Raw genomic sequence first — 21,451 nt, forward strand, 5'->3', positions numbered from 1 at the left:
CGGCGCACGATTCACGCGGCGACCAACAAGAGCGAGCAGTTCAATGACTTCGCTCAATGGCTGATGTTCGGTGGCGAAGGCGTGATCGCCGAAAACGTCCGACACGAGCAGCGCAAGGTGATCAAGTACAACCACCTCGTCGCGAACATGGTGATCCTGTACAACGTGCAGTGGATGTCGCGCAAGTTGAAGGAACTGCAGGAGAAGGGGCATCCGGTCGATGCCGAGGTCCTCAAGGTGCTGTCGCCGTACCGGCGCGAGCACATCAACCGGTTCGGCGACTATCTGCTGGATCTCTTGCGCTCCGTCCCACCGCTCGATCCGACGATTGATTTCGCATTCAAATCAGCCGCTTAGATTGAGATGTGGCGGATTTTTAATGAATCCCGGTCGGGCCTCGACTTGCTTTTCGAACGAAAGTGATGAATCGGGTGGATTCCCCCTTCTCATCGAAATGGGGCGGATCAAGCTACTCGCCGGTCGATTACAGGGAGAAAAAATAATGGTCGCCACGATCCGGAAGGTCAAGAAGGTTCGGTCGTTCGAGAACGAGCCGGCGTTCGTCAAATATCTGCCGTATTCTTACCACGTCACGGATCACGCCATCAGCACGATCAACGGCGAATATCTGATGGTCTTCAAACTTCGCGGCCGAACGCACGATTGCGCGTCGAACGCTGATCTCGTTCACTGGCATCGCGACTTAAACAACCTGTTCAAGTCGGTTGGCAACGAACACGTGAAATTCTGGACGCACCTGCACCACCGAGAAATCACCAATTTCCCGGAAAGCGAATTTGCGTTGTCCTTTCCCCGGCAAGTCGATCGGAACTATCGGAAAAGTTTCGACGACTTCCCGCTGATGGTCAACGACCTGTATCTAACGGTTGTCTACAACCCGGTTGGAGACCTTACGCAAAAGTTCCTGGCCCGCTTCGAGCGCCCTTCACATGGTGAGCTGGATGACATGCAGGTGGAAGCGCTTGCTTCATTGGAAGACATTGCCTCGCAACTGCTTGGAACAATGAAGCCCTATGGCATTGAGCGACTCGGCGTGTATTACAGGGATCAGCGTGGTGTTCGGATCGCCGAGGAAAGCGCCGATGAGGGGGACGATCAAGCGGATTCGGATGACCTGCTCGCTGACACGGGTGACGTCGAGGTTACGTCCGCTGCTACGGAAACCGGCGCGCAGTTCGCATTTTCCAGTGCACTCGAGTGGCTCGGCTTTCTAGCGAACAACGAAGCCTCTCCCGTTCCGGTGTGCCGTGACCGCATCCGCAGCTACCTCATGATAAACCGGCCTGTTAGCTCGATGTTTGGCGACGTCATGCAGATTCGCGGCGAGGAATCAGATATGTACACAGCCGCCGTCGAGATCCGCGACTATCCCGAAGAAACAGAGCCGGGTCAGTTAAACCTCCTGATGGAGGCTGACTTCGAATTCTTGCTGACCCAGTCGTTTTGCTGTGTCTCCTCAATGGCTGCGAGCGTGTTCTTGACCAACCAACAAAAGGCGCTCCTAGAGACGCGCGACAAGAGCGCGTCGCAAATTCGTCAAATCACCGACGCGAACGACGATGTAGTTTCTCGCCGCTTCATTATGGGTTGGCATCACGGCACGGTCCATGTGACCGCCACGACTGCCAAGGGTGCGCAAAAGCTCGCGCGCAAAGTCCGCGTGATGCTCAATCAGTGCGCGATCAGCGCGAGCCCCGTCGGATTGGCGTCGGAAGCAGCGTATTACGCGCGGCTGCCGGCCAACAACGTATTCGCGCCGCGGTCCGCTCCAATCAATAGCTGGAATTTCTTGTCGTTTTCGCCGTTTCACAACTTCATGTCAGGAAAGCCCGATGGCAACCCGTGGGGGCCAGCCGTTTCGTTATTCAAGACAACATCGGGAACGCCACTCTTTTTCAATTTCCACTCGACGCCTCCCGGCGAAAACTGGCTCGGCAAGCGGCCCGCAGGTCACACGATCATCCTTGGCAAGACCGGGGCGGGAAAGACCACCCTGATGAATAAGCTGCTGTCGGATGCCAGCAAATTTAGTCCGCGCATGGTCTGCTACGACAAGGATCGCGGGATGTTCCCGCTGGTAATGGCGCTCGGTGGCCATTACACGGTCCTTCGGGACGGTGAAGCGACTGGCTGGCAACCGTTGCAGCTCGAACCCACGCGCGCGAACATCCTGTTCGTCAAACGCTTGGTGCGTCTGCTCGCTGAGACTTCCCTCAACGGCCCGCTGGACCACGTCGACGTGGTGAGCCTGAACGAAGCCGTTGACGCTGTCATGGGAGGCGACGCCAGCGGCGACGCACTCATTGCTCACGAGCAACGCACGCTGACAGCAGTCGCGCAGCATATTCCGAATCCGTACCGCACCAATCATTCTGACAAGCCGACCCTCGCGTCCTTGCTCGAACCGTGGTTACGCGGTAGCGAGCACGGCTGGCTGTTCGACAACGACGGCGACGCACTGAATCTGGAAACGCATGATATTTTCGGTTTCGATCTTTCGGATTTCATCGTTGCGCCCGGCGAAAGGTCTCCTATTGCCCGCACGCCCCTGCTCATGTACCTCCTCTACCGCGTCCGAAAGTCAATCGATGGAACGCGTCGCTTCCTGCAGGTTTTCGACGAATTCGCCCAATACCTCGACGACCCGATCATGGACGTTGAAATCAAACGAGGGTTGAAGACCGACCGGAAGAAGGATTGTGTTTATGTTTTCGCGACGCAAGAGCCGAACGATGCGCTCGACAGCCGGATCGGCAAAACCATCGTCCAGCAATGCATCACGAAGATTCTTCTCGAGAATCCGGACGCTGACGCCAATGACTACGTCAACGGGCTGAATCTGACGGCCGCAGAGTTCGAAGCAATGCTCTCCATTCCCGAGAACAGCCGCCAGTTCCTCATCAAACAGGGCGGTAGCTCAGCGCTTGCCGAAATGGTGCTGAAGAACATGGATGAGGAGATCAGCGTGTTATCCGGAACGCCCGATAACGGCGACAAGCTCCAACGAATCATCGAGCAACTGGGTACTACCGATCCGGACGTGTGGCTCCCTGCCTACTACGGCGCCGTCGTGCGCAAATCCGCGTAAGGAATCGACATGAAACGATTTGCATTTGTCGTCGTCGCATATATCTCGCTCCTACCCTGCGCCCACGCGATCGATGTCACGATCAGCCCCGCGGAGCTAACTCAAATGGCGTCACAGCTGACGACAATGAAAGCGGAGCTGCAACAAGCACAGCAACAGTATGCGGCGCTCACCGGATCGTCGGGTATCGGATCCATGCTCTCGGGCGATACCTCCCTGCTTCGTGGAAACCTGCCGTCGAACTGGAATCAGGTTTATGCCGACGCCATGAATAGCAATTCGAGTGTAAGTGGTTCAGCTTCCACGATTCTTTCCTCGTTCCAAGGGCAGATCAACGGCATGGGGCGCACCGATGCGTTGGCGTTCATCAACCAGAAATTGGAAGAAAAGGGCGCGACCGACCGAGCGATGGGCATGCAGTCGTACAACAATGAGATGGCCGAGCTCAACAATATCCAGGCGCTAACGGACCAGATCGACCAGACGACGACCCCCAAAGAAATCATGGACCTGCAGGCTCGAATTCAAACAGCCCAGGGCTCGATTCAAGGCGAGCAAGCGAAGCTTCGATTGATGGCAATGCTTCAACAATCGCAAGACAAGCTTCTAGAGCAGCAAAAAACGCTGGCTGTGCGTCGCTACACCATCGGCACCAGCGCCGACGACAACACGACGCCTAATATCACCGGAGATTGAACTAATGATGAGAGCACTATTTTTCTTTCCCCTGGTCCTATTGGCAGCTTGCAATCAGGCTTCCAGCGTCCATTCCGAGCGTACGAGGGATTGGTATATGCAACACGACACTGAGCGTCTTGCCAGGGTTCCTGAATGCAAAAATGACGCAGCGCAACTTGCGACTCCAGACTGTCAGAACGCTATCGCGGCGCAACAGCAAATCACAGTCTTGGGCAAATAGGTGGCATATGGCTACTTTTAACGCGACGACGCAAATTTTCAGCTATATCGATACTGTGGTTTCGCAGTTCGTCGCCGCCAACCTGGGGCGCATTATCACGGCGGTTACGCCGGTGGTTGCGCTAGGGCTAACCATTTCTTTAATGCTTGAAGGACTCTTCTTATTGGCAAGGCCGGGCCACGAACCATTGACCGGTCTTGTCGAGCGGTTTGTCAAGTACGCGCTGGTCATTAGTATTGCCAGCGCCGGCGGATGGTACCAAACGTCGCTTGCTAACGTAGCGATGAAAACACCTGACGAGTTCGCCTCGCTATTCATCATCAACGGCGCGTCAGGGAGCGACCAGCAAAATCAGATCGCCAGTGTTATAGACAAGGCGATCGACGACGGCTTGCATGTTGCGAAAACCGCATTCGAAAACGCTGGTGTCATGAGTGGCCCCGGCATCGCAAGCGGCTTTCTAGGGGTGGCTGTGATTGTTTGCACAGTGATTATGTGCGGCATGGGTGCGGGGTTGATCATCATGGCGAAGTCCATGTTGGGCGTTGCAATTTGCTTCGGCCCAGTCTTCATATTTTCCCTGCTTTTCAAGGGGACATCCGATCTCTTCAGCCGGTGGATCGGAACGGTTATTAACTACGGACTTGTGACGGTGCTGGTCGCCGCTGTGTTTGGGCTATTGATGCACTTTTATTCGTCGGCAATTGCTGCGGCAGCCGTACCGAACGCCAGCTCGCCCATCCTAGTATCGATCATGGTCTGTGGATTGATTACGGTTGTCTCCTATTTCGTGATGAAAGAAGTTCCTCATATGGCCGCAAGTTGGGGCAACGGTGTTTCCGCCGACATATTCAAGCATCTCAGACGTTCAACCCAGCCGCCCAGTCAGAAGCCAGCAGAAACCCCGAGTAGCAGCAGCACGAGCAAAACAGGTGGCTCAGCAAGTCCGTCGACAAGTAGTGCGAGCAGCAACAGCGCTAGCGAGCAAACCACTGTCTCCAACTCTGGGACGACGGATGGCTCGGGAATGCAAGGGTTTGCAAAAGGATCACGCAATTGATCGCAAACGCATCCGTCGTTTAATTAATCCTCGTTATTGCAGTTCATGGATTCATCCAAAAATCATGCTATTCAATTCGAGGGTCGCGATGATTCACCTTGGCAGCACGGTCGGGATTTTACTTGCCTTCGGACTTCAGGGATGTGCGAGCGGGCCAAAGCCGGCGCCGCAGCCCGACATGTCACATCTCGTACCCGTGAACAGGACAATCCCGAGCGAACTGGCCGGACAACAGATCGTTCTGCCCAATGCGGGAGCCAGCCAAAGTGAAAAATGAATCCGCCCTCGCACCCATTGCTCGCGCCGATATTGAGAAATACCGGGCTGAGCGACGTGGGTTGGAAATTGACTATCTCGACGAGGTCCTTGAATCGAGAAAGCGCGCCTGGATTGTCGCCACCGGGTTTGGCACGCTCGCGAGCGTCTGCGTCATTGCGGTCCTTGGCGTCGTAATGCGTTATAGCCAGCCCGTCCCCGAGCACATGTTAACGATTAACAAAGACACGGGCGAAGTCCAAGAGGTCTCGCTCGTTAGGGGTGAGAAGACCTACGGCGACGTGGTCGATAGTTTCTGGATTGCTCAATACGTAGTTCACCATGAATCGTACGATTTCTACGCCGCCCAGGGAGACTATGACGCCATCGGCCTCATGTCGACCGGCGATGTTGCTGATGAGTTTCGGGTGACAAACGCATACGGCACATCCAGCGCAATCGACAAGCGGCTCGGCGACTCCGAAAACACGCGTGTCCACGTGACGTCCGTTATCACCGACGTGGCTCACGGCGTCTCGACGATCCGGTATACGACCACAAAGAAATACCGCACCCGCCCGCTTCCCGAGCCGCCGCAATATTGGATTGCGACCATCGGGTATCGATATGTAGTGAGGCCGATGACAGCCTCGCAACGATATATCAATCCGCTGGGTTTTCAGGTGACCAGCTTCCGCACAAATGCGGAATCAGCGGGCCGCGTCGGAGGATGACATGACAATCCGATCCCTTTCCTTCCTCGGTATCTCGATCGCGACCGTGCTCGCGTTCTCGTCGCCTGCATTCGCCGTGTCACCAAAGACGAATTCGCCGTACGACTATCGTATCAAAACCGTCATCTATAACGCGGCAGACACGGTACAACTGAACGCTGTCACCGGCATTCAAATCCATATCAAAGTTGCGCCCGGCGAAAAATATGTGACCCATGCCTTTGGCGACGATGCGGCGTGGGAGTTTTCACACAAGCTGAATCATTTTTTTATCCGACCAAAGGCCGAGCTCAGCGACACGAATCTTACTATTGTGACGGACCGACGCGTCTACAACATCCTTCTTCATTTCATCGGAAGCTATAAAAAGAAAGACGCTGACGGAAAGGTGGTCGACGCGTTCATCGCGAACCCGTGGTCGATGAAGCAGGCAACCGTAGAGCTCAACTATCGGTACCCACTTGATGACGCGGCAGCATCCGATCAGCAGCGCAACGATCAGCGGATCAAAGACGCGCTCGCGCGCGCGGACCGCCAAAGCCCCAAAAATCTCAGTTACGAAAGGACGAACGATCCAGCTGCGCAGGACATTGCCCCAGTGAACATCTGGGATGACTACCGCTTCACCTATTTCAAGTTTCCGGCAAATGCGGAACTGCCGACCCTTTTTGTGATCGGCTCCGACGGGAAAGAAAGCACGGTCAACACGCATGTCGAAGGCCCAGACCACAACATCATCGCAGCGCAAATGGTGGCGCGCGAATGGCGCGTGCGCGCTGGTGACAAGGTCGTTGGCGTGCGCAACGACAGCTTTGATCCCACTTTGGGCGGGAATCCAAGCGGGGTTGCCGCGCCCGGCGTTTCACGCGTGCTCAAAACCAATGATAGCGGGAGCGACGAATGAAAGGCCGCGACGTAGATATCGACCACTTGGTCGATGACGATCACAGGATCGATGACGGGCGCGAAAGTCTCGGCGCTTCGGGTCGGCGACGCATACCCGGCGCACGAGCTTTCGTCGCGTTCATGTGCGTGATCGGCATGATTCTCATCGGCTTCATGGTATGGCGCGCATTTCACCCGGCAAAATCACCAGATGATGGTACGGGCAAACCGCAAACAATGACCAACGCGCTCCCCAAATACGAATTTAATGCGTCCCCGCTTGGCGCGTCGGCAAATTCACCTGCCAGCAACGTCGCAGCGGTGAACGCGAATGCGCCGAGCGACACGAGCCCGCCAACGGCGCGACCCTCAGCCAATCAGAAACACGTCGCGACACCCGAAGAAATTGCATCTGCTCGGCGCTTGGGCCAGGGAAACGGCTCGGCTGCCGGAAGCGCCCAAGGCGGCGATCAGGTCTCGGAATCGACTGTGTCGCGCGTGGCGGTACGAGCGGAGCCAAGTCGGGATAGCGCAGGACTCGCCTCAAAGATGACCTCGGTACCGACCGAAAGCGCGAAAGCTTCAACGCTCAAACATGCAAGTTTGACGGTCCCTTCTGCCACGATGATCCCGTGCGGCAATAAAACGGAGCTCGACACGACGGTGCCTGGCATGGTTTCTTGTCAGGTGAGCCGAGACGTCTATTCGGCAGATAGCAAAGTGCGCCTCATCGACAAGGGCGCGATCGTCACCGGTGAGATCTCCAGCGGCATCAAGCAGGGGCAAGCTCGTGTCTTCGTGCTTTGGACACGTCTGCGCAATCCTGACAATGTCGTCGTCAACATTGATAGCCCGGGGACCAATCGCCTCGGCAGTGCGGGCATACCGGGGCAAGTCGATACTCATTTCTGGGATCGTTTCGCCGGTGCCATGTTCATCTCGGTGTTTTCGGACGTCGGTCAAGCTCTTGTGCAGGTCGCGGCAAACTCTGCCAATCACGGCGGGGGAAACACGCAGGTCAATCTCGACAACACGAGCAACACCTCAGATTCACTTGCTCGCGAGGCGCTTCGCGCGTCGATCGACATTCCCCCGACACTGTACGACCAGCAAGGCGACACCGTATCGATCTTCGTTCGACGAGATCTGGATTTTAGTGACGTATATGGGTTGAGCGCAGATGGTAGTTAGCTCTGCTCCCCGCATCATTGCTCGCGACGCGTCGGTCTTGGCCACCTTAGCCCCGCTCGCACCGTATCTTGATGACCCCGACGTCTTCGAAATACGGGTCAATAAATTCTGCCAGGTGGTCGCCGTCACGACGACCGGGCGCGCCCTGCACAACGACCCCGCTATTTCGCAAGCGTATCTCGAAAAGCTTACCAACACGCTGCTTAGCTGGAACGGATTGGGCAGACGTCCCATCAATAACGTGCTGCTCCCCGATGGCTCGCGAGGCATTATCTGCTGGCCTCCCGCTGTTCTTGAAGGCACCATACTCATCGCCATTCGCAAACATCTGGCGGTCAACAAGTCTCTCGAGACCCTGCGCGACGAAGGAAGATTCCAAGGGTGGCAGCGTAAAACTCAAGCAGATCTGACGACACTCGAGCCGTTCGAAGAGGACCTACTTGCCCGGCTCGAAGCGGACGACCTCGTGGGTTTCCTTCGCTTGGCCGTGACGAGCAAGAGGAACATCGCAGTGTCCGGGAAAACAGGTTCCGGCAAGTCCACCCTCACCCGCACGCTCCTCAATGAGGTGCCACGTACCGAACGCGTTTTGCTGATGGAAGACGTACACGAGGTAGCTTCCGAAAACCAGGATGAAGTCGGCTACATGATGTACGGGAGCCAGGAAGGCAGAATATCGGCCGCGGAATGCCTCAAGGCATGCATGCGGTTGTCTCCTGACCGCATTTTTATGACGGAGCTACGGGATGACGCCGCGTGGGATTACTTGGCGGGTGCGAACACCGGTCACCCGGGTGGCATCTTTTCGACGCACGCGGACAGCGCCGCCACCACACCGAGCCGGATTGCGACGCTTGTCAAAGCGTCCGAGGTCGGCCGCTTGCTCGACTACGGCGTCATCATGAAAACGATTAACACGACGCTGGATGTCGTCGTCTACATGGAAGATCGACAAATCAAAGAGGTTCTCTATGACCCGATTTTCAGGAAGCAACAACTTACGGCATAGCGTCTCGATCCCGCTGACTTGTCTAGCCCTTGCATTGGCGTTGTCGATCGGTCCGGTATCAGCTGCGACGGTCCAGGTCGGATTTTCGCCCGAGGGTAGCGCGCAAGCACTCGTTCTCGATGTCATCCGCACGGCAAGGCACGATATTCGCATGATGGGGTACGACTTCACCGCACCTGATATCGCACGAGCCCTTATTGATGCGCACAAGCGCGGCGTCGACGTAAAAGTGGTGCTGGATGCTCGCAGCAATGAAGGGCGCGCAAATGTTGCGGCGATGAACATCTTGGTCAACGGTGGCGTTGAGCTCCGGACAATTGATCGGTACAAGATCCAGCACGACAAGATTGTTATTACGGACGAGCAAACCGTCGAGACCGGTTCGTTTAATTTCACTTCGTCGGCAGAACGCGCGAACAGCGAAAACGCTGTCGTGATCTGGAACTTCCCGGACGTCGCAGCTTCTTTCTTGCATCACTGGCAAAGCCGCTGGGACCAGGGACAGCCCTACAGGGCAAGCTATTGAAAAGCGGTCGGTAACACTCGTAATCGTGCGGTGTTCAGTGGAATAGCTTTTGCGACGGGAAAAGCGCCTCTTCCCTCCCCAAGCTCCGGCGACTTGAATCAGCCTCCGCAGTTTTCTCTTCGGGCGAGGTCGCGGTCGAGGTTGAGGTTGAGTTCGATGCCACGCCAAGCCGTGCGCCACTATCGTTACTTGCCATAACCCATTTCGCGGTCGCCCTTTTCTTTCTGCCGCGTTTGTTCATGCTGCATCCGATTATTTGGCTCGTGAGATGAACCGTGGCGTTGAAGCTGACTCAACTCAAGCGCAGCGGTCTTGCTGCTTTCCCTGCTGACGGCTTCACCAAGCTTCTTTCCATCATCGGTGAAGATCAATGCTTCATGGCGAGCTCGCGAGACGGCGACGTAATACACGTCCTGGGCAGTAGTGCGCGACTTGGTTTCCAAGTTGATGAGCACCGTGTCGCATGTGAGCCCTTGCGCGCTGTGCACGGTGGATGCATAAGCGAGACCGACGAACATTGGCGAGCGCGCGTCAATCGTCACTTTGCGACCGTCACTCTCGAGGGCGATTTCCCCGTCACCGATGCTCTTGACGATAAACCGGTCGCCGTTAGCCAGGTCCTTTTCCGCATCGTTGCGCGTAATTTTTATCTGGTCACCTGGAGCGATCTCAGTTTGCTCGATGTTATAGACCGATAGTTGTGTGGTCCGCGCAGGGGAAAACTGCAGGACCGCCCCATCACGATCGTGCACTGTCAGGCGATTACCTGGACCCGTATCCAGCACGGTGTACTGCTCGCCTCGTTTCAAGCCGCAGTGATAATCGCGCTCCGGGATAATGATTGCGCCCTTCTCATAGTACTTGCTGTGCCGACGTTCAGCCTGCGTGGTGTCTAGCCGGTTTAACAGAGGATAGTCCTGTCCCGTCCCCGACAAGCCCAACGCTTGCTGGATGCCGTGGTTGATTTTTTTGCGGCTGTCGTTGGTTCCAGTGATGACAAGGGTTTGTGCGCGGCCCGTTCGATCGAGACCGGCGTACGCTTCGACAATCGATCGGTACCGGTCCGACGCTTCACGAATCTCCGAAATGGCTGAGACATGCGCAAGGGATTCGCGAGAGTGGCCGACCGCGGCGAGCTCGACAGCTTTCAGCAAATCTGGATCCTTCTGTCGCTGAATGGTGGTCATATAAGAAGTCTGCATCCCCGCTTTCATCAACTGTTCAAAGGGCTTTCCCGCCTCAATGGCCTTGGTCTGTGCGGTGTCTCCGAGGAACACGACGCGCGCGCCTGCTTCCTGAACCGCCTTCATAGTCTCGTGCATCTGCCGTGCGGGGATGACGCCCGACTCGTCGATGAAGACAATCGTGTTGCCGTCGATCTTCTTGTCCTTCGCCTTGAGAAACGATTGCAACGTTCGCGCGTCCAACCCCTCAGCTTCGAGCGCTTTCTTCTGACTACCGTAGGGCGCAAGGGTGGTCACCCGATAACCGTGGCCTTCCATCAGGTCCCTCGCGGCTTTAGTCATGAAGCTCTTGCCGGTGCCGGCAAAGCCCGGTACAGCCATATAACGATTGCGGGATTCAGCGATGCGCGACACCGCGCGGCTTTGCTCGGCGTTTAATGTCGTACCCGACAAAAAGGCCGCGATGGCTTCCTTACTGATGCGGGGGGTAACCGTTCCACGGCTTTCACGCTCGAACGCGAGAATGTCACGCTCGCGGCGCTGCGCAATGTGAGTGGTAAACCGCTCGTCGCCCGGCTTCAATCGTCCCCGCTCGATTCCTTTTGCGACTAGCGCAGCCGCTTCATCACGCGTCTTGCCTGCGCGCACCAGTGAACTAACCCAGTCGGCGCGGCTCATTGGTGTCGGGGCCGGCGCCGACACCGGCTTTGCAGTAGTGGATCGCGCATCCTTGGCGGGGTTCATGGAGGTGAAAAGCGCTTCCTCCTTGATCAGATGACCGCCCTTTCCCGCACGATCAATGGCCGCTCGCACGTCATCGGACGATAGGATTCCATATCCGTGTCGAAGAGAGACCTCCATGAGCTCTTGGGCGGTGATGATTGACTGCCGCTCGGTGAGGCTTTTGATCCCGAATTTGACGATTTGATCGGCATGATGCGCGAGCGGCTTCTCCAGCTGGGGCGCCTTGGTGGGGGCCTCGGGACCAAAAGTACGGTTGCCGGCGCCGGCCCACTCGCGGCTTGCATAGTCGATCCCCAGCGCGTCGGATCGCTCCTTCCAGATTTCCCGGATGGCGTCGCGATCAATCGCCCCTTTTCGCTGACGGGTCGCCATCGCGGCTTGATTTTTCTCAGCCTGCGTCGCACTGGCCCGATCTAAACCCTTCTGGGCCAACGCCGCCTCGATTTGCCGGCTGCGGGCGCTGAATTCGCTAATCTGGTGTTCAGAAAAGTGCGCGAGGTCGAACGTGCCGTTACGGTCATAGCGCAACACAAATCCGGCAAGTTCCAGCTCTTTGGCCAATGCCGCCTTATAGACGTTGCCGAGATGACTGAGCGAGTGGATCACCCCATCGTTGGTCAACGCCCGCCATTGCCCGTTTCCCCGCTGGGTCATGTTCAGCACAAAAGCGTGCGTGTGAAGATCCGGATCGAGCTCGCGAGAGGTTTCATGCCGGAATTTGGCGACGACCAGGTTCTTAGTGTGCTCAATCGACGTTTTCTTGTTGACGGTACTGCGCGCCATGGCAAGCAATTCGGCCTCACCAATTGCCGCGGCCACCGCCTTATCATGCGCAGCGATGATTCGTTGATCGCCGTGCACCAGCGCCTGCAGGGAAACGCCTTTCGGCGCCGAGAAGGTCAGGTCGTAGCCCAAACGCTCTTTCAGTCGCTCACTGCCGACGCTCCGCTTAATGCGCGTGACACTGTCTATGCGCCCGTCCAGTAGCTCGCGAAAGCGCTCTTGCTCCACTGCCCCCTTAAGACCGAGCGCAGCAGCCCCACGGCCCTGCCATTGCATTGCGCTGCCGTCTTTCGCATAATAGTCGTCCGCGCTGTCGGCGTAGTAGGAAACGACCTTCCCGGCGGATTGGCGCGTGATTGTGGTAATGTTTAGCATTACGCCCCCAGAATCTCGCCGTCCGGCGTCAAAATGCCGGGAATTGAAGACGAGCGTTGATAGTTGACGTGCTCGATCTCGAATTTTGCAATCGGCAGGTCACCGGGGAATGCGAGATATCCCTGCAAGTCCGGCAGGCGCATCAGCTCGGACGGCATCACGACTCGTTCAGGCTTAATCTCCTCGTTCTCGCTAATGGTCCCCATCTGCCCGAAACGTCGGCTGCTGCCTGAGCGCTTGCGCATGACCTCGTGCTGACCCAAGGCGCGCGACATCTTCTCGGCCGTTACTTCACCCATGCGACCAATCCCCATCGCGACCACGGTGCGGTGATTCGCCAGCATCGTCTCGGCCATCTGCTCGCCATAGACTTTCACTAATTGCGAATATGTCTGATAGCCGGACACGACGCACAACCCCTTCTTGCGACCCTTGGTCAGCGCATCGCCCAAGGTCGGCAGTTTCGCAAGCGACTCGAGTTCATCCAGGTAAGTCCAGACGCGTCGCTCATCGTCTGCCTTCATGCCAAGCACGCTGCTGAAGATGCAATCAACCCAACATGAAATCAGCGAACGCAGAGCCGCGCGCATATTCTCATCCCAGGTAATAAACAGATTGCCGCCATCCGGATCGGCTAGCCAATCGCGAAGTGAGAATGATCCCTCAGGCATTTTCAGGTGCGGCGGGATCTTGTTACTCAATACGAAGCGCGCGCTTCCGGACGCGCGCGCACTGCCAGTAAATAGCGCTTGCGCGTTGGTCCCTTCAACGAACGCTTCAAGTTCTTCCATTGTTCGGCCGTTTGTCCACGAAAATACTTCGCGCATGGATGGATTTCGGCTGGTGTTATAGACCTTGCGCGCGACTTCCGAAAATAGCAAACGCCCGTAATCATTCCATTCTTCCGAATCCGCACTGTCCGATTGTTGAACAATGGATCGCGCATAGCGCTCAAAATCGTAGTCTTCACGAATTTCGTTAAAAAAGCTCCAACCTTCTGTCCGGGAATCGTACGGATTCAATATTTTATCGCCCGTCTTGTAGAACGTAGATAGAAACTCTCCGTCTGGATCGAGAATTACCATTCTGTCCTTGCGTTCCAGGCAACCGACCATCATCTCTTTAAAGATTGTCGATTTTCCGACTCCAGTTGATCCACCCAGCGAGACGTGAGTGCGTTCGGCTTTCGCTGGCATCGGAACACCAGCGATGGTTATCTGACGAGTGTTTGCTTCACGCGTCTTTCTCGCAAGCGCCGCGGCGCTGACTAATTCTGTACCACGGTAGAACTTCGTAAAGTGGGCGCCCGCAAACGTTTGCTTTCCAAGCCGAAAACCGACGATTAAACCCACGACCGCTAACACCAGCCCGCCAATTAATGCAGTCCAAAGCGGCCACAACTGAGGCGTCTCGCGAATGAGATGTTCAAGAGTAGTTCGTACGTTCTGGGGCGTGAAACCATAAACAAGCTTTGCCACGATCAGCCAGGACGCGATTGGCATCGCGATGAGCGCCGCTAGCGTGATTTGCGCCTTCTGTTTGTCTTCCATCTTGCCCCCTACGACTTATCGGCCTCGGGGTGCCAGAGCGGCAGACCAAGCCGGTTTAGCTCAGCATGTACTGAGCGTTTGCTGTCGGGTTTCACGGTGAACCGCAGAAGCATCAGCACTTCCGCTAGTATATTTTCAATGTTGGGATTCGTGTGATCAAAAGCTGATCTAGTGTCTTGCGGCTGAACACTTTGTGCCGACGGCAATCGCTGGAGAATCTGGTTGAGCGTGGCCTGCTGATCAAACAAAACACTCTTGACGTAGTCGGACACATTGCCGTCCGAGCGGGCTTCAAGCTCGATTTTTTGGCTATCTGTCACGCGGAAGCTGATAGTTGGCACGTCTGACTCACCCTGTCGTACATGTGTCTTACACGATACGCTTGCCTGACTGTCATTTCAACGGGATTGTAGGACACGAGTTTTACATCGGGTTCTGATCAACGTAGAAACCTCTTATTTATCAACCACTTAGCAATGCTTTGCATTGCGTATGGTGTATGGCCATTTTAAGGATAAGACACCCGTGATTTTTATTAAGGGCGAAGGCTTAAACCACCCGAAAACCGGGTCGAAATAGCGTCCAAATGCTCTCTCACGCGCCGCGTGAGAGCAACGGCTGCTGACTTGCACGTAGAACACACAGGAAGACATAAAGAGGACAACTAGAGGACACACAGGAGCCATTTTAAAGACAAAATCAACCTTGAATGTATGAAGAAAGACGTCTAGAGTACAAAACAAGGACATCAAAGTGATAGGCAAACAGTGCGAATCTGACTCAGAACACTTCAAAATCAATGCCCCTTTCAGCTCTCAAACCACGCAGCAACTCGGCCATCGTCCGAAACATGCTCAAAGAGATTGAGGCGGCGTTTTCAGCAGGGGCATCACGGGAAGATGTGTGGAAGACACTGCGCAATGAAGAGGGCTTATCGTGCAATTTCGCAAGCTTTGCGAAAGCGCTGTTGAGGGCGAGACAGGGGGACATTTGGACTTCTTCGGGACCCCTCCGTGAGGGCAAAAGCACTATTGCTCTTTCAACCTCACCAGCAAGTCGCCCGGACCGCAAAAGTGGCGTGTTCGACGAACCAAATGGTTCGGACGAATCGGAAATAAACAATAAAACTGAACTCGCGGCGAGACCAGACCGCATCAAAACCGAGAAGGATTTTAGGACCATTCGCGAAAGCACAGATTTCACTGGCCTGGACACAAAATACGAGTGAGGACAATATGAAAATCGCTGTGTTGAATTACAGCGGCAGCGTGGGAAAGACTGTCACTGCACATCATCTGTTAAAACCCCGTATGCCGAATGCCGCATTTTACGCGGTCGAAACCATCAATCAATCCGCGAGCGACTTGGGAGCGGCAGAGGTCGAGCAATTAAGAGGCAAGGATTTTGGCGCTCTGTTGGAGTCTCTGATCTTGGAAGATGATGCGATCATCGATATCGGCGCGTCCAATATCGAAGTCTTTATGCAAGCGATGTCACGCTATGCCGGTTCCGCTGCCGAATTTGACTTGTATGTTATTCCGGTCACGTCTGAACAGAAGGCGTGGCAGGAAAGTCTAAAGACCGTTGAAGCGCTGCTAAGTATCGGTGTTGCCAGTGAAAAAATCCGACTGTTTCCCAATCGCATACAAAATGACCCGACCGAAGAAATTCCGGCGATCTTCAATTACGTTAAGAAGATGAAGAAAGGCTGGGTTAATCCAAACGCTTTTCTATTCGAGAGTGAAATCTATGAGTATCTTGCCGCCAAGAAAATCGGGTTTGACACGTTGATTGATGATAACGCCGATTATCGGACCTTGGCAAAGACCGAAACGGACCCGGATAAACGCCGTGAGTATGCACGCATGTACCGTTGGACGCAGTTGGCCATTCCCGTGAGAAATAACCTCGATGAGGCCTATGCGGCGCTGGTAGCGTGACGATGGAGGAGTGACGATGGACAAACCGCCCACAAAAGAAGAGCTGATGTTCGACTGGTTCTTGGGAGAAGCGAAGGAAATTTCTCAGTCGCTCGAAAAGAGTCAGGCCGAGTCGATTGCTACTGCTGAGCGACTTGAATCCGCGAGAGCTGATCTATCCAAGACGCTAAACGCAGCCACCCACGAACTGGTCGCGGCCCATCACAAACTGCGTCGCCACATGGCAGAAGTCCAGGCCGATCAGGGAAAGCTTACCGTGGCGATCCCGAACGCGGTGCGCAAAGCGGCGACGGTTGGGCAACGACACATGATGGTGATCGCCACGTTGTGCGCGGGTGTCGGTGGATTTGTAGGGGCGACGGCGGCGCTCTTGGGTGCATACCTGCTGCATCGATGAAGCGACGCAGGTGCGAGCGGCGGTCGGTCATAGATTTAGGGCAACGCACGTTGCACGCAAAAAGACCACCTTGGCGCAGCCTAGGTGGTCCGTGGATCACACCTGTTTCCTCGGCCCTAGTCCTTGATATCCTCTTGCGACGTTATGTCGTCAAGCTCATCGCCCTCGGATGAGTCGCCGTCATGGTCATCACATGAACCAACCCTGCATGCCTTCGGTACTTCCCTATTGGTGAGGACTTCCGGGAGCCAACCGGTCGATGCAAGCCGCAGTTCGGCAGCTTCGGCAGCCGCATCTTTTTTCATCGTACCGAGCGGCGCGGCGGCTTCAGCCGACACGGCAGTCGCGATCACCTCTGCGATGCGAGATTTCGAGACGTGGTTCGGGTATGCGTAAGCCGCTTCCTGAATTCGCGCAACTCAGCCTGAAGGAACTTCGCTCGTTCTGGAAGAAATATCGAGGCAACGAAGATATCGAGCGGCTCGTGCTGGAAGTCCAATTTAGCCGCGGCGTGATCAATGAAATCGACGTCTACTTCAAATCAATCCATCAGGCTTGGCGTGACAACAATCTTGGCGAGCTGGTCGCACTTGAAAAGGTGCGCCTTCTGCTGGTCCACCAACGCGTGCGGCAGAACGTTCTCGCCGGACTCAAGCCTGCGCCGGGAAGAAACGACCCGCCCGAGCCTGAACCTGCGTTGATCGATTGACGCGGAAAATCCGTGACGCGCAGCGAGGCGCGGTCAATATGCGCCGTAACAACAATGGTTTATGAGCTTTCGAGCACGGTTGTCCACAACTCTGCCCACAAGAATTGTGGATAACCTCGTGGACGCAATGACACTTGAGTTTCAGTCGTTGATGGCAAACTTCTCTCGTTCCTGGCCTGCGATCCAGCGAGGGGGCTTTCCGCGACCGCTCCAGGTCGCACCTGAGGCGGGATCTCGGTACTTGGCGGCTACAGGGCCCGATTGTTTTCGAGGACCGCGGCCCCGGTGGGGCGCGAGGTCTTCGGGCTTTACGTCGAAGAGCGCCATCTGCTCCAAGATCCAATCGATCGCGTCGCCGCGCTCAGCGTTTTTAAGTTCTTCAATCTGCTTTTCGAGTGCTTCACGTTGCGCCAGCAGGGCGCGATATCCAGTGTTCGTCATTTCCGTCGTGTTTTCTTCTATGATTGGCAATGTGAGTTCGACCAACGATGTGCGCAGCCGTTCCGGAAAGCGCGTGGCAACAGGATGATAACCGCGTGCCGCTCTGGACCGTTCCTCCTCCGAACGGACCGCGGCATGAAACGAAGCGTGGTCGACACTCGCAACTGGTTGCTAGTTTCGACGCTGATTTTGTACGGAGCGGTCGAACAAGCCTGAGGCGTAAATCGATGTCGGGTACGGCACGGTGAAGATGCGAATATATGTTTCGTTATACGAAGATGAAGGTGTCAACGGGTCGAGCTCGATCGCGACGCTGAGCCGAACGCCGACGATGCTACGCAAAGCCTGAAAGTGAGATCAGTTTCGGCAGTGGTGCCGCAGATTGATCATCGAATAAGCGAGTGTCTTTAACGCGTAGTGGACGTCACTGATGCGTTCGAAGCGCAGCAGCAGACGGCGGAACTTATCTTCCCAGGCAAAGACGCGTTCGATGGTCCTGAAGCGCTCCTCGAAGATCGCCGGATCAAAGTGCTGCTTGCGCCCGCGCTTTGGTGTTTTGCGCCCACGCGGGTTCTCGGGGATGTTCGGGGTCATGCCGCGATTGAAGATCGCGCGGCGGTTGTCCCGGCAATCGTAGACGCCATCCAGACTGACGGTTGAGCCTCGCAGGTCCGCGCCAATGGCGCGAGCCATGTCGGTGAGTCTGGGCAGCGCGTGGCACAACAGCGGCGATTCGTTGCGGCTGCCCGGGGCCGTCACGAACGGCGCGATGATGTTGCAGTGGCGATCACAGAAGGCGACGACCTTGCAGCCTTTGAAATGCTTGTGTCCGCTATACCCGAGGTTGTCGCCGCCTTTCTTCGCTGCAGTCGTCGTGCCGTCGCCGTGGATGACTGAAAGGTCGAGGAGCTGGTCCTGATGAAGAAGATGCACCGTGCCCGAAAAGATCCGGTCGATGCTGCCATCAGCCTGCCAGCGCCGCATCATCCGGTAGATACGCGTGTGGTGGATTTCAGGCAGACCTTCTGCATTCCTGTTGATCGGCAGCATCTTCCACTGACATCCCATATAGAGCGCCTGCAGGATGTAGTTGAAGATCTTGTGCAACGACAGCGTCGGTGGCAGTCCTCGTCGGCCACGACTCAGGTGTAGCAAGACAAATTCCTCAAACTGCGCTTCGCTCAATTTCGTCGGAATCGCTTGCCAGCATGGGTTCCCCGTCATTCGCTGAGTCCAAAAATATGGACTCTAACCGATCTGCCTTCGCCGATCACAAATCCAATACCGGCGAGGCTCACAGACAAATTCGATGACCCGGAAAAACTAGCAACCAGTTGTACGCCAACCGTTCTAACGGAACGGAGGGGGCCGGCTATATGATTATCAGAACCGCTTTGGCTGGATCATGAATTATGGAAATCACATTAACTTTCGTTGGTGAGCCGCCCTTTCTCGATAACCATCTCGCCGCAACTTCTTGTTGCATTCAGGCGATCGACCGCGTCCCCCCAGACCGCACGTCTAACTTGCACCGTCACGGTCATTCCTTTCTGTAGGTAGTTCAGCGTGCATTGGCCATTGACCAAAAGTTGCAATGCTTTCACGGTATGCTCTGGGATACTTAACGCCATCGAAGTGCCATCGCTAAATTGTATCGTTGCGCTGTCCGTCAGGCCGCCTTTGCCCGAATGTCTGCCCGCCTGCTCAACCGTTGCCTGCAACGAAAGAGCGTCCCTAGGCAATGCATACAAGGCTACGTTCGCTGTGCTGTTCCATACAAACCAGAACATCGCGACTACCGGGAGTAGCGATAGCATCGTCACCGCAAAACTGCTCTGTGCGTTCAGGTCCGGTAAGCTTTTGCGCGACGTAAGCTTCATCAAGCCGACAAAGAGCAACGCAGCTGCGAAAAGAGCTAGATCTATCTTCCACTCGACGCCAGGTCGTAGCACGGTCCGCCAAACATACCCGTCCAAAATGCTGTTCATCACGAAAAGAGTGGCCACACACAGTCCGGCCCCACCGGCTACCCATATAACGCGCCGTCTTGCTCTCTCACGTACGGCGGCATCGGGCGAGGTCATTTTGTCGAGTAAGGTGTCGGACCGGGCCATGTCTTCCAGCGTCGCATTTTCTGGAAGGCTCGAGCGGCTCACAAAACCAGTGCGCTGAATTATTCTCCAAACCAGGATCCCCATAAGCATCATCAACACGGCTAGCGAAGCTTGCCCTGCCATCCAGTACAGCGCTGTTATCCGTTCCATGCTTATAGGATATCGAAGTGGTTATCTGCACGATCATCGCGTTGCCTGAACATCGCCGAGTTCTCCTCGTGGCATGACCTCGCGAGCAGCGGTGGGGTCTTCTCTCGGTTCACTACGGTGCAATTCGCGGTGAGTCTTTCCTCGTCGAAGCCCCGTTTGCGAGCGAGTGCGTGGAGGCGCACCACATCATCCTTCTTGAAAAACTTAGCTGGGTGTGTGGGGCTCATTCGCTCGTTCTGCTGGGCTACAATCTCCGTTGCTTGCCGGAGCCCTGCCCTGAAGCTATATACGATCCGACGAACGTCTTGCGCCGGAGCCAGATAGACCTGAAAGAACGCAGCAGCGGGGATAGGTAATTCACGCAGTACGGGCATTAGGGCGCCGGGATGGTGCGTATATTTATAGTATAGCTGAGACGACACAGCCAAAAGAAAGTCTCGCGCCACTTCGCGCCGGTCCGCAACCAAAGATGGGCAGGCTCAAAGATGACAACAACCGACAAGCTGCACCTTCGCTCTTTTCTCTCCCTACCGCTTTGGATCCCTGCGGCTATTCTCTGCTTTCCTCTTCTGTTTATAAGACTTGAAGTTCGATCCGGTATTTTTCTTGGGGACACCTGGCGTTTCACCGCGATTGGATGCCTGGCGGTGCTCGCCTGCCCTTCGATTATTCGCCATGCACTCAAGTTTTTTTCGCACGGATCGGGGCGCTGCAATCTCGATCTTTTTCGTCGCGTTCTTTCTGACTGGCGGCTCGCTCGACCGCGTCTATTTTCCGCTTGGAGTAGTTGCCCACCGCGAAGCGCATCAGCGTCATGTTGAACTCGCGACGATCGTCTCAGTGGAATCTGAGAACACGCGTGGTGACGGACACACGAACGTCTCTCTATTGCTGCCGGGCAGCAACACGCCGGTCCCTCTGCAAGCCCGTCGTTGGCATGAGCCCGCGCTTGATCAGATACCCGCCGGCAATGGTCGGTTTTGCTCTCTGAGGCAAGCTATTCCTGGAGATCAAGTCCGGCTCACGGGCCGGCGATCAGTGGCAGGTTTTGCGGTCGATCGGATTGAGGCTGTCAATCTTCGCTTTCAGCAGGCCTGCGCTGCCAACGTGGTAACGCCTTGAACATCGGAACTCAGTTTGGCGGAAATGTGCGATCGCATGCTCGCAAGGACAATTGATACCCGCACACGACAGAACTTCGGGATAATTATGGAGTTGTGGATGGCGGTCAGAAAGCGCGTTTAAACGGCGGCGGACCACTTTCTGATTGACTGAGACGTATTTCGAACTTTTGTGAGGATGTCGGGTTGCGCGGTTGAGCAAGATGATATCGGCGCGTCGAAGGGAGCCCGGAGGGCGAGTAAAGACGCGCCCGG

Annotated in this window: 24 protein-coding genes; 15 read left to right on the top strand and 9 right to left on the bottom strand. The window is 55.7% G+C overall.

The genetic code is table 11. The features are described 5' to 3' along the window. The 11 genes from BSU04_RS13140 to BSU04_RS13180 form a co-directional block, all read left to right on the top strand. On the top strand, positions 1-357 hold a 357-nt coding region (locus BSU04_RS13140), incomplete at its 5' end, for a Tn3 family transposase (RefSeq protein ID WP_144021222.1). Positions 358-502: 145 nt separating this feature from the next. Next, complete coding sequence (locus BSU04_RS13145; protein WP_089161007.1) at positions 503-3,109, top strand: VirB4 family type IV secretion/conjugal transfer ATPase; 2,607 nt, start codon at positions 503-505, stop codon at positions 3,107-3,109. A 9-nt stretch (positions 3,110-3,118) separates the two neighbouring features. Next, positions 3,119-3,805, top strand: a complete 687-nt coding sequence (locus BSU04_RS13150) for a type IV secretion system protein (RefSeq protein WP_089161008.1) — start codon at positions 3,119-3,121, stop codon at positions 3,803-3,805. A gap of 7 nt (positions 3,806-3,812) precedes the next feature. Next, positions 3,813-4,028 carry an EexN family lipoprotein gene (locus tag BSU04_RS48790; RefSeq protein WP_373452829.1) on the top strand — a complete coding sequence of 72 codons (216 nt, stop codon included), beginning with the start codon at positions 3,813-3,815 and terminating at the stop codon, positions 4,026-4,028. Positions 4,029-4,035: 7 nt separating this feature from the next. After that, complete coding sequence (locus tag BSU04_RS13155; protein WP_179258308.1) at positions 4,036-5,088, top strand: type IV secretion system protein; 1,053 nt, start codon at positions 4,036-4,038, stop codon at positions 5,086-5,088. After that, positions 5,066-5,365 carry a hypothetical protein gene (locus BSU04_RS47085; protein ID WP_218827275.1) on the top strand — a complete coding sequence of 100 codons (300 nt, stop codon included), beginning with the start codon at positions 5,066-5,068 and terminating at the stop codon, positions 5,363-5,365. Before BSU04_RS13155 ends, BSU04_RS47085 begins: the two co-directional genes overlap by 23 nt. Further along, positions 5,355-6,077, top strand: coding sequence for a virB8 family protein (locus BSU04_RS13160; RefSeq protein ID WP_256982654.1), 723 nt, complete (start codon positions 5,355-5,357; stop codon positions 6,075-6,077). Before BSU04_RS47085 ends, BSU04_RS13160 begins: the two co-directional genes overlap by 11 nt. A gap of 46 nt (positions 6,078-6,123) precedes the next feature. Then, positions 6,124-6,981, top strand: coding sequence for a TrbG/VirB9 family P-type conjugative transfer protein (locus tag BSU04_RS13165; RefSeq protein WP_218827276.1), 858 nt, complete (start codon positions 6,124-6,126; stop codon positions 6,979-6,981). A 137-nt stretch (positions 6,982-7,118) separates the two neighbouring features. Beyond that, on the top strand, positions 7,119-8,153 hold the full coding sequence (virB10, locus tag BSU04_RS13170; RefSeq protein ID WP_256982657.1) for a type IV secretion system protein VirB10: 1,035 nt from the start codon (positions 7,119-7,121) through the stop codon (positions 8,151-8,153). A 37-nt stretch (positions 8,154-8,190) separates the two neighbouring features. Further along, entirely contained in the window at positions 8,191-9,162 is a 972-nt protein-coding gene (locus tag BSU04_RS13175) for an ATPase, T2SS/T4P/T4SS family (RefSeq protein WP_256982659.1), read from the top strand. A 34-nt stretch (positions 9,163-9,196) separates the two neighbouring features. Then, entirely contained in the window at positions 9,197-9,688 is a 492-nt protein-coding gene (locus BSU04_RS13180; RefSeq protein ID WP_256982660.1) for a phospholipase D family nuclease, read from the top strand. Positions 9,689-9,873: 185 nt separating this feature from the next. Here BSU04_RS13180 and mobF read toward each other — a convergent pair whose 3' ends face one another. Genes mobF through BSU04_RS13195 form a run of 3 tightly spaced genes read right to left on the bottom strand, consistent with a single transcriptional unit; the run spans position 9,874 to position 14,665 of the window. Beyond that, positions 9,874-12,774, bottom strand: coding sequence for a MobF family relaxase (gene mobF / locus BSU04_RS13185; RefSeq protein ID WP_089161015.1), 2,901 nt, complete (start codon positions 12,772-12,774; stop codon positions 9,874-9,876). Continuing rightward, a complete protein-coding gene (locus BSU04_RS13190; RefSeq protein WP_089161016.1) occupies positions 12,774-14,324 on the bottom strand; it encodes a type IV secretion system DNA-binding domain-containing protein in 1,551 nt (516 codons plus the stop codon). Before BSU04_RS13190 ends, mobF begins: the two co-directional genes overlap by 1 nt. Before the next feature lie 8 nt (positions 14,325-14,332). Next, positions 14,333-14,665 (bottom strand): hypothetical protein, encoded by a 333-nt coding sequence (locus tag BSU04_RS13195; protein ID WP_089161017.1) that lies wholly within the window; start codon positions 14,663-14,665, stop codon positions 14,333-14,335. A 509-nt stretch (positions 14,666-15,174) separates the two neighbouring features. Here BSU04_RS13195 and BSU04_RS13200 point away from each other — a divergent pair. The 3 genes from BSU04_RS13200 to BSU04_RS13210 are packed head-to-tail and all read left to right on the top strand — an operon-like array spanning position 15,175 to position 16,661. Then, positions 15,175-15,552, top strand: a complete 378-nt coding sequence (locus tag BSU04_RS13200) for a hypothetical protein (protein WP_089161018.1) — start codon at positions 15,175-15,177, stop codon at positions 15,550-15,552. A 7-nt stretch (positions 15,553-15,559) separates the two neighbouring features. Next, positions 15,560-16,264, top strand: a complete 705-nt coding sequence (gene stbB / locus BSU04_RS13205) for a StbB family protein (RefSeq protein WP_089161019.1) — start codon at positions 15,560-15,562, stop codon at positions 16,262-16,264. 16 nt (positions 16,265-16,280) lie between these two features. Beyond that, positions 16,281-16,661 carry a hypothetical protein gene (locus BSU04_RS13210; RefSeq protein WP_089161020.1) on the top strand — a complete coding sequence of 127 codons (381 nt, stop codon included), beginning with the start codon at positions 16,281-16,283 and terminating at the stop codon, positions 16,659-16,661. A gap of 116 nt (positions 16,662-16,777) precedes the next feature. Here the strand turns inward: BSU04_RS13210 and BSU04_RS13215 are convergent, their stop codons facing one another. Continuing rightward, on the bottom strand, positions 16,778-16,999 hold the full coding sequence (locus BSU04_RS13215) for a hypothetical protein (RefSeq protein ID WP_144021223.1): 222 nt from the start codon (positions 16,997-16,999) through the stop codon (positions 16,778-16,780). A 50-nt stretch (positions 17,000-17,049) separates the two neighbouring features. Between BSU04_RS13215 and BSU04_RS13220 the strand changes: the two genes are divergently transcribed. Then, positions 17,050-17,370, top strand: coding sequence for a hypothetical protein (locus BSU04_RS13220; RefSeq protein ID WP_089161022.1), 321 nt, complete (start codon positions 17,050-17,052; stop codon positions 17,368-17,370). Between the two features lie 141 nt (positions 17,371-17,511). On the opposite strand, the gene BSU04_RS13225 is transcribed toward BSU04_RS13220, so the two are convergent. The 5 genes from BSU04_RS13225 to BSU04_RS47090 all read right to left on the bottom strand — a co-directional run. Further along, the gene (locus BSU04_RS13225) at positions 17,512-17,856 is read right to left on the bottom strand and encodes an H-NS histone family protein (RefSeq protein ID WP_373452828.1); all 345 of its coding nucleotides are present in this window, start codon (positions 17,854-17,856) and stop codon (positions 17,512-17,514) included. Between the two features lie 312 nt (positions 17,857-18,168). Continuing rightward, the gene (locus tag BSU04_RS13230) at positions 18,169-18,996 is read right to left on the bottom strand and encodes a transposase (protein ID WP_256982661.1); all 828 of its coding nucleotides are present in this window, start codon (positions 18,994-18,996) and stop codon (positions 18,169-18,171) included. 239 nt (positions 18,997-19,235) lie between these two features. Next, a complete protein-coding gene (locus BSU04_RS13235; protein ID WP_089161024.1) occupies positions 19,236-20,075 on the bottom strand; it encodes a hypothetical protein in 840 nt (279 codons plus the stop codon). A gap of 681 nt (positions 20,076-20,756) precedes the next feature. Further along, the gene (locus tag BSU04_RS47580) at positions 20,757-20,891 is read right to left on the bottom strand and encodes a hypothetical protein (protein ID WP_256982662.1); all 135 of its coding nucleotides are present in this window, start codon (positions 20,889-20,891) and stop codon (positions 20,757-20,759) included. A gap of 219 nt (positions 20,892-21,110) precedes the next feature. Further along, positions 21,111-21,451 (bottom strand): hypothetical protein (locus BSU04_RS47090; RefSeq protein ID WP_218827277.1); only part of this gene is annotated, 341 nt, incomplete at its 5' end.

Origin of the sequence: Caballeronia sordidicola, from assembly GCF_002220365.1 — a bacterium.
Taxonomy (GTDB): domain Bacteria; phylum Pseudomonadota; class Gammaproteobacteria; order Burkholderiales; family Burkholderiaceae; genus Caballeronia; species Caballeronia sordidicola_C.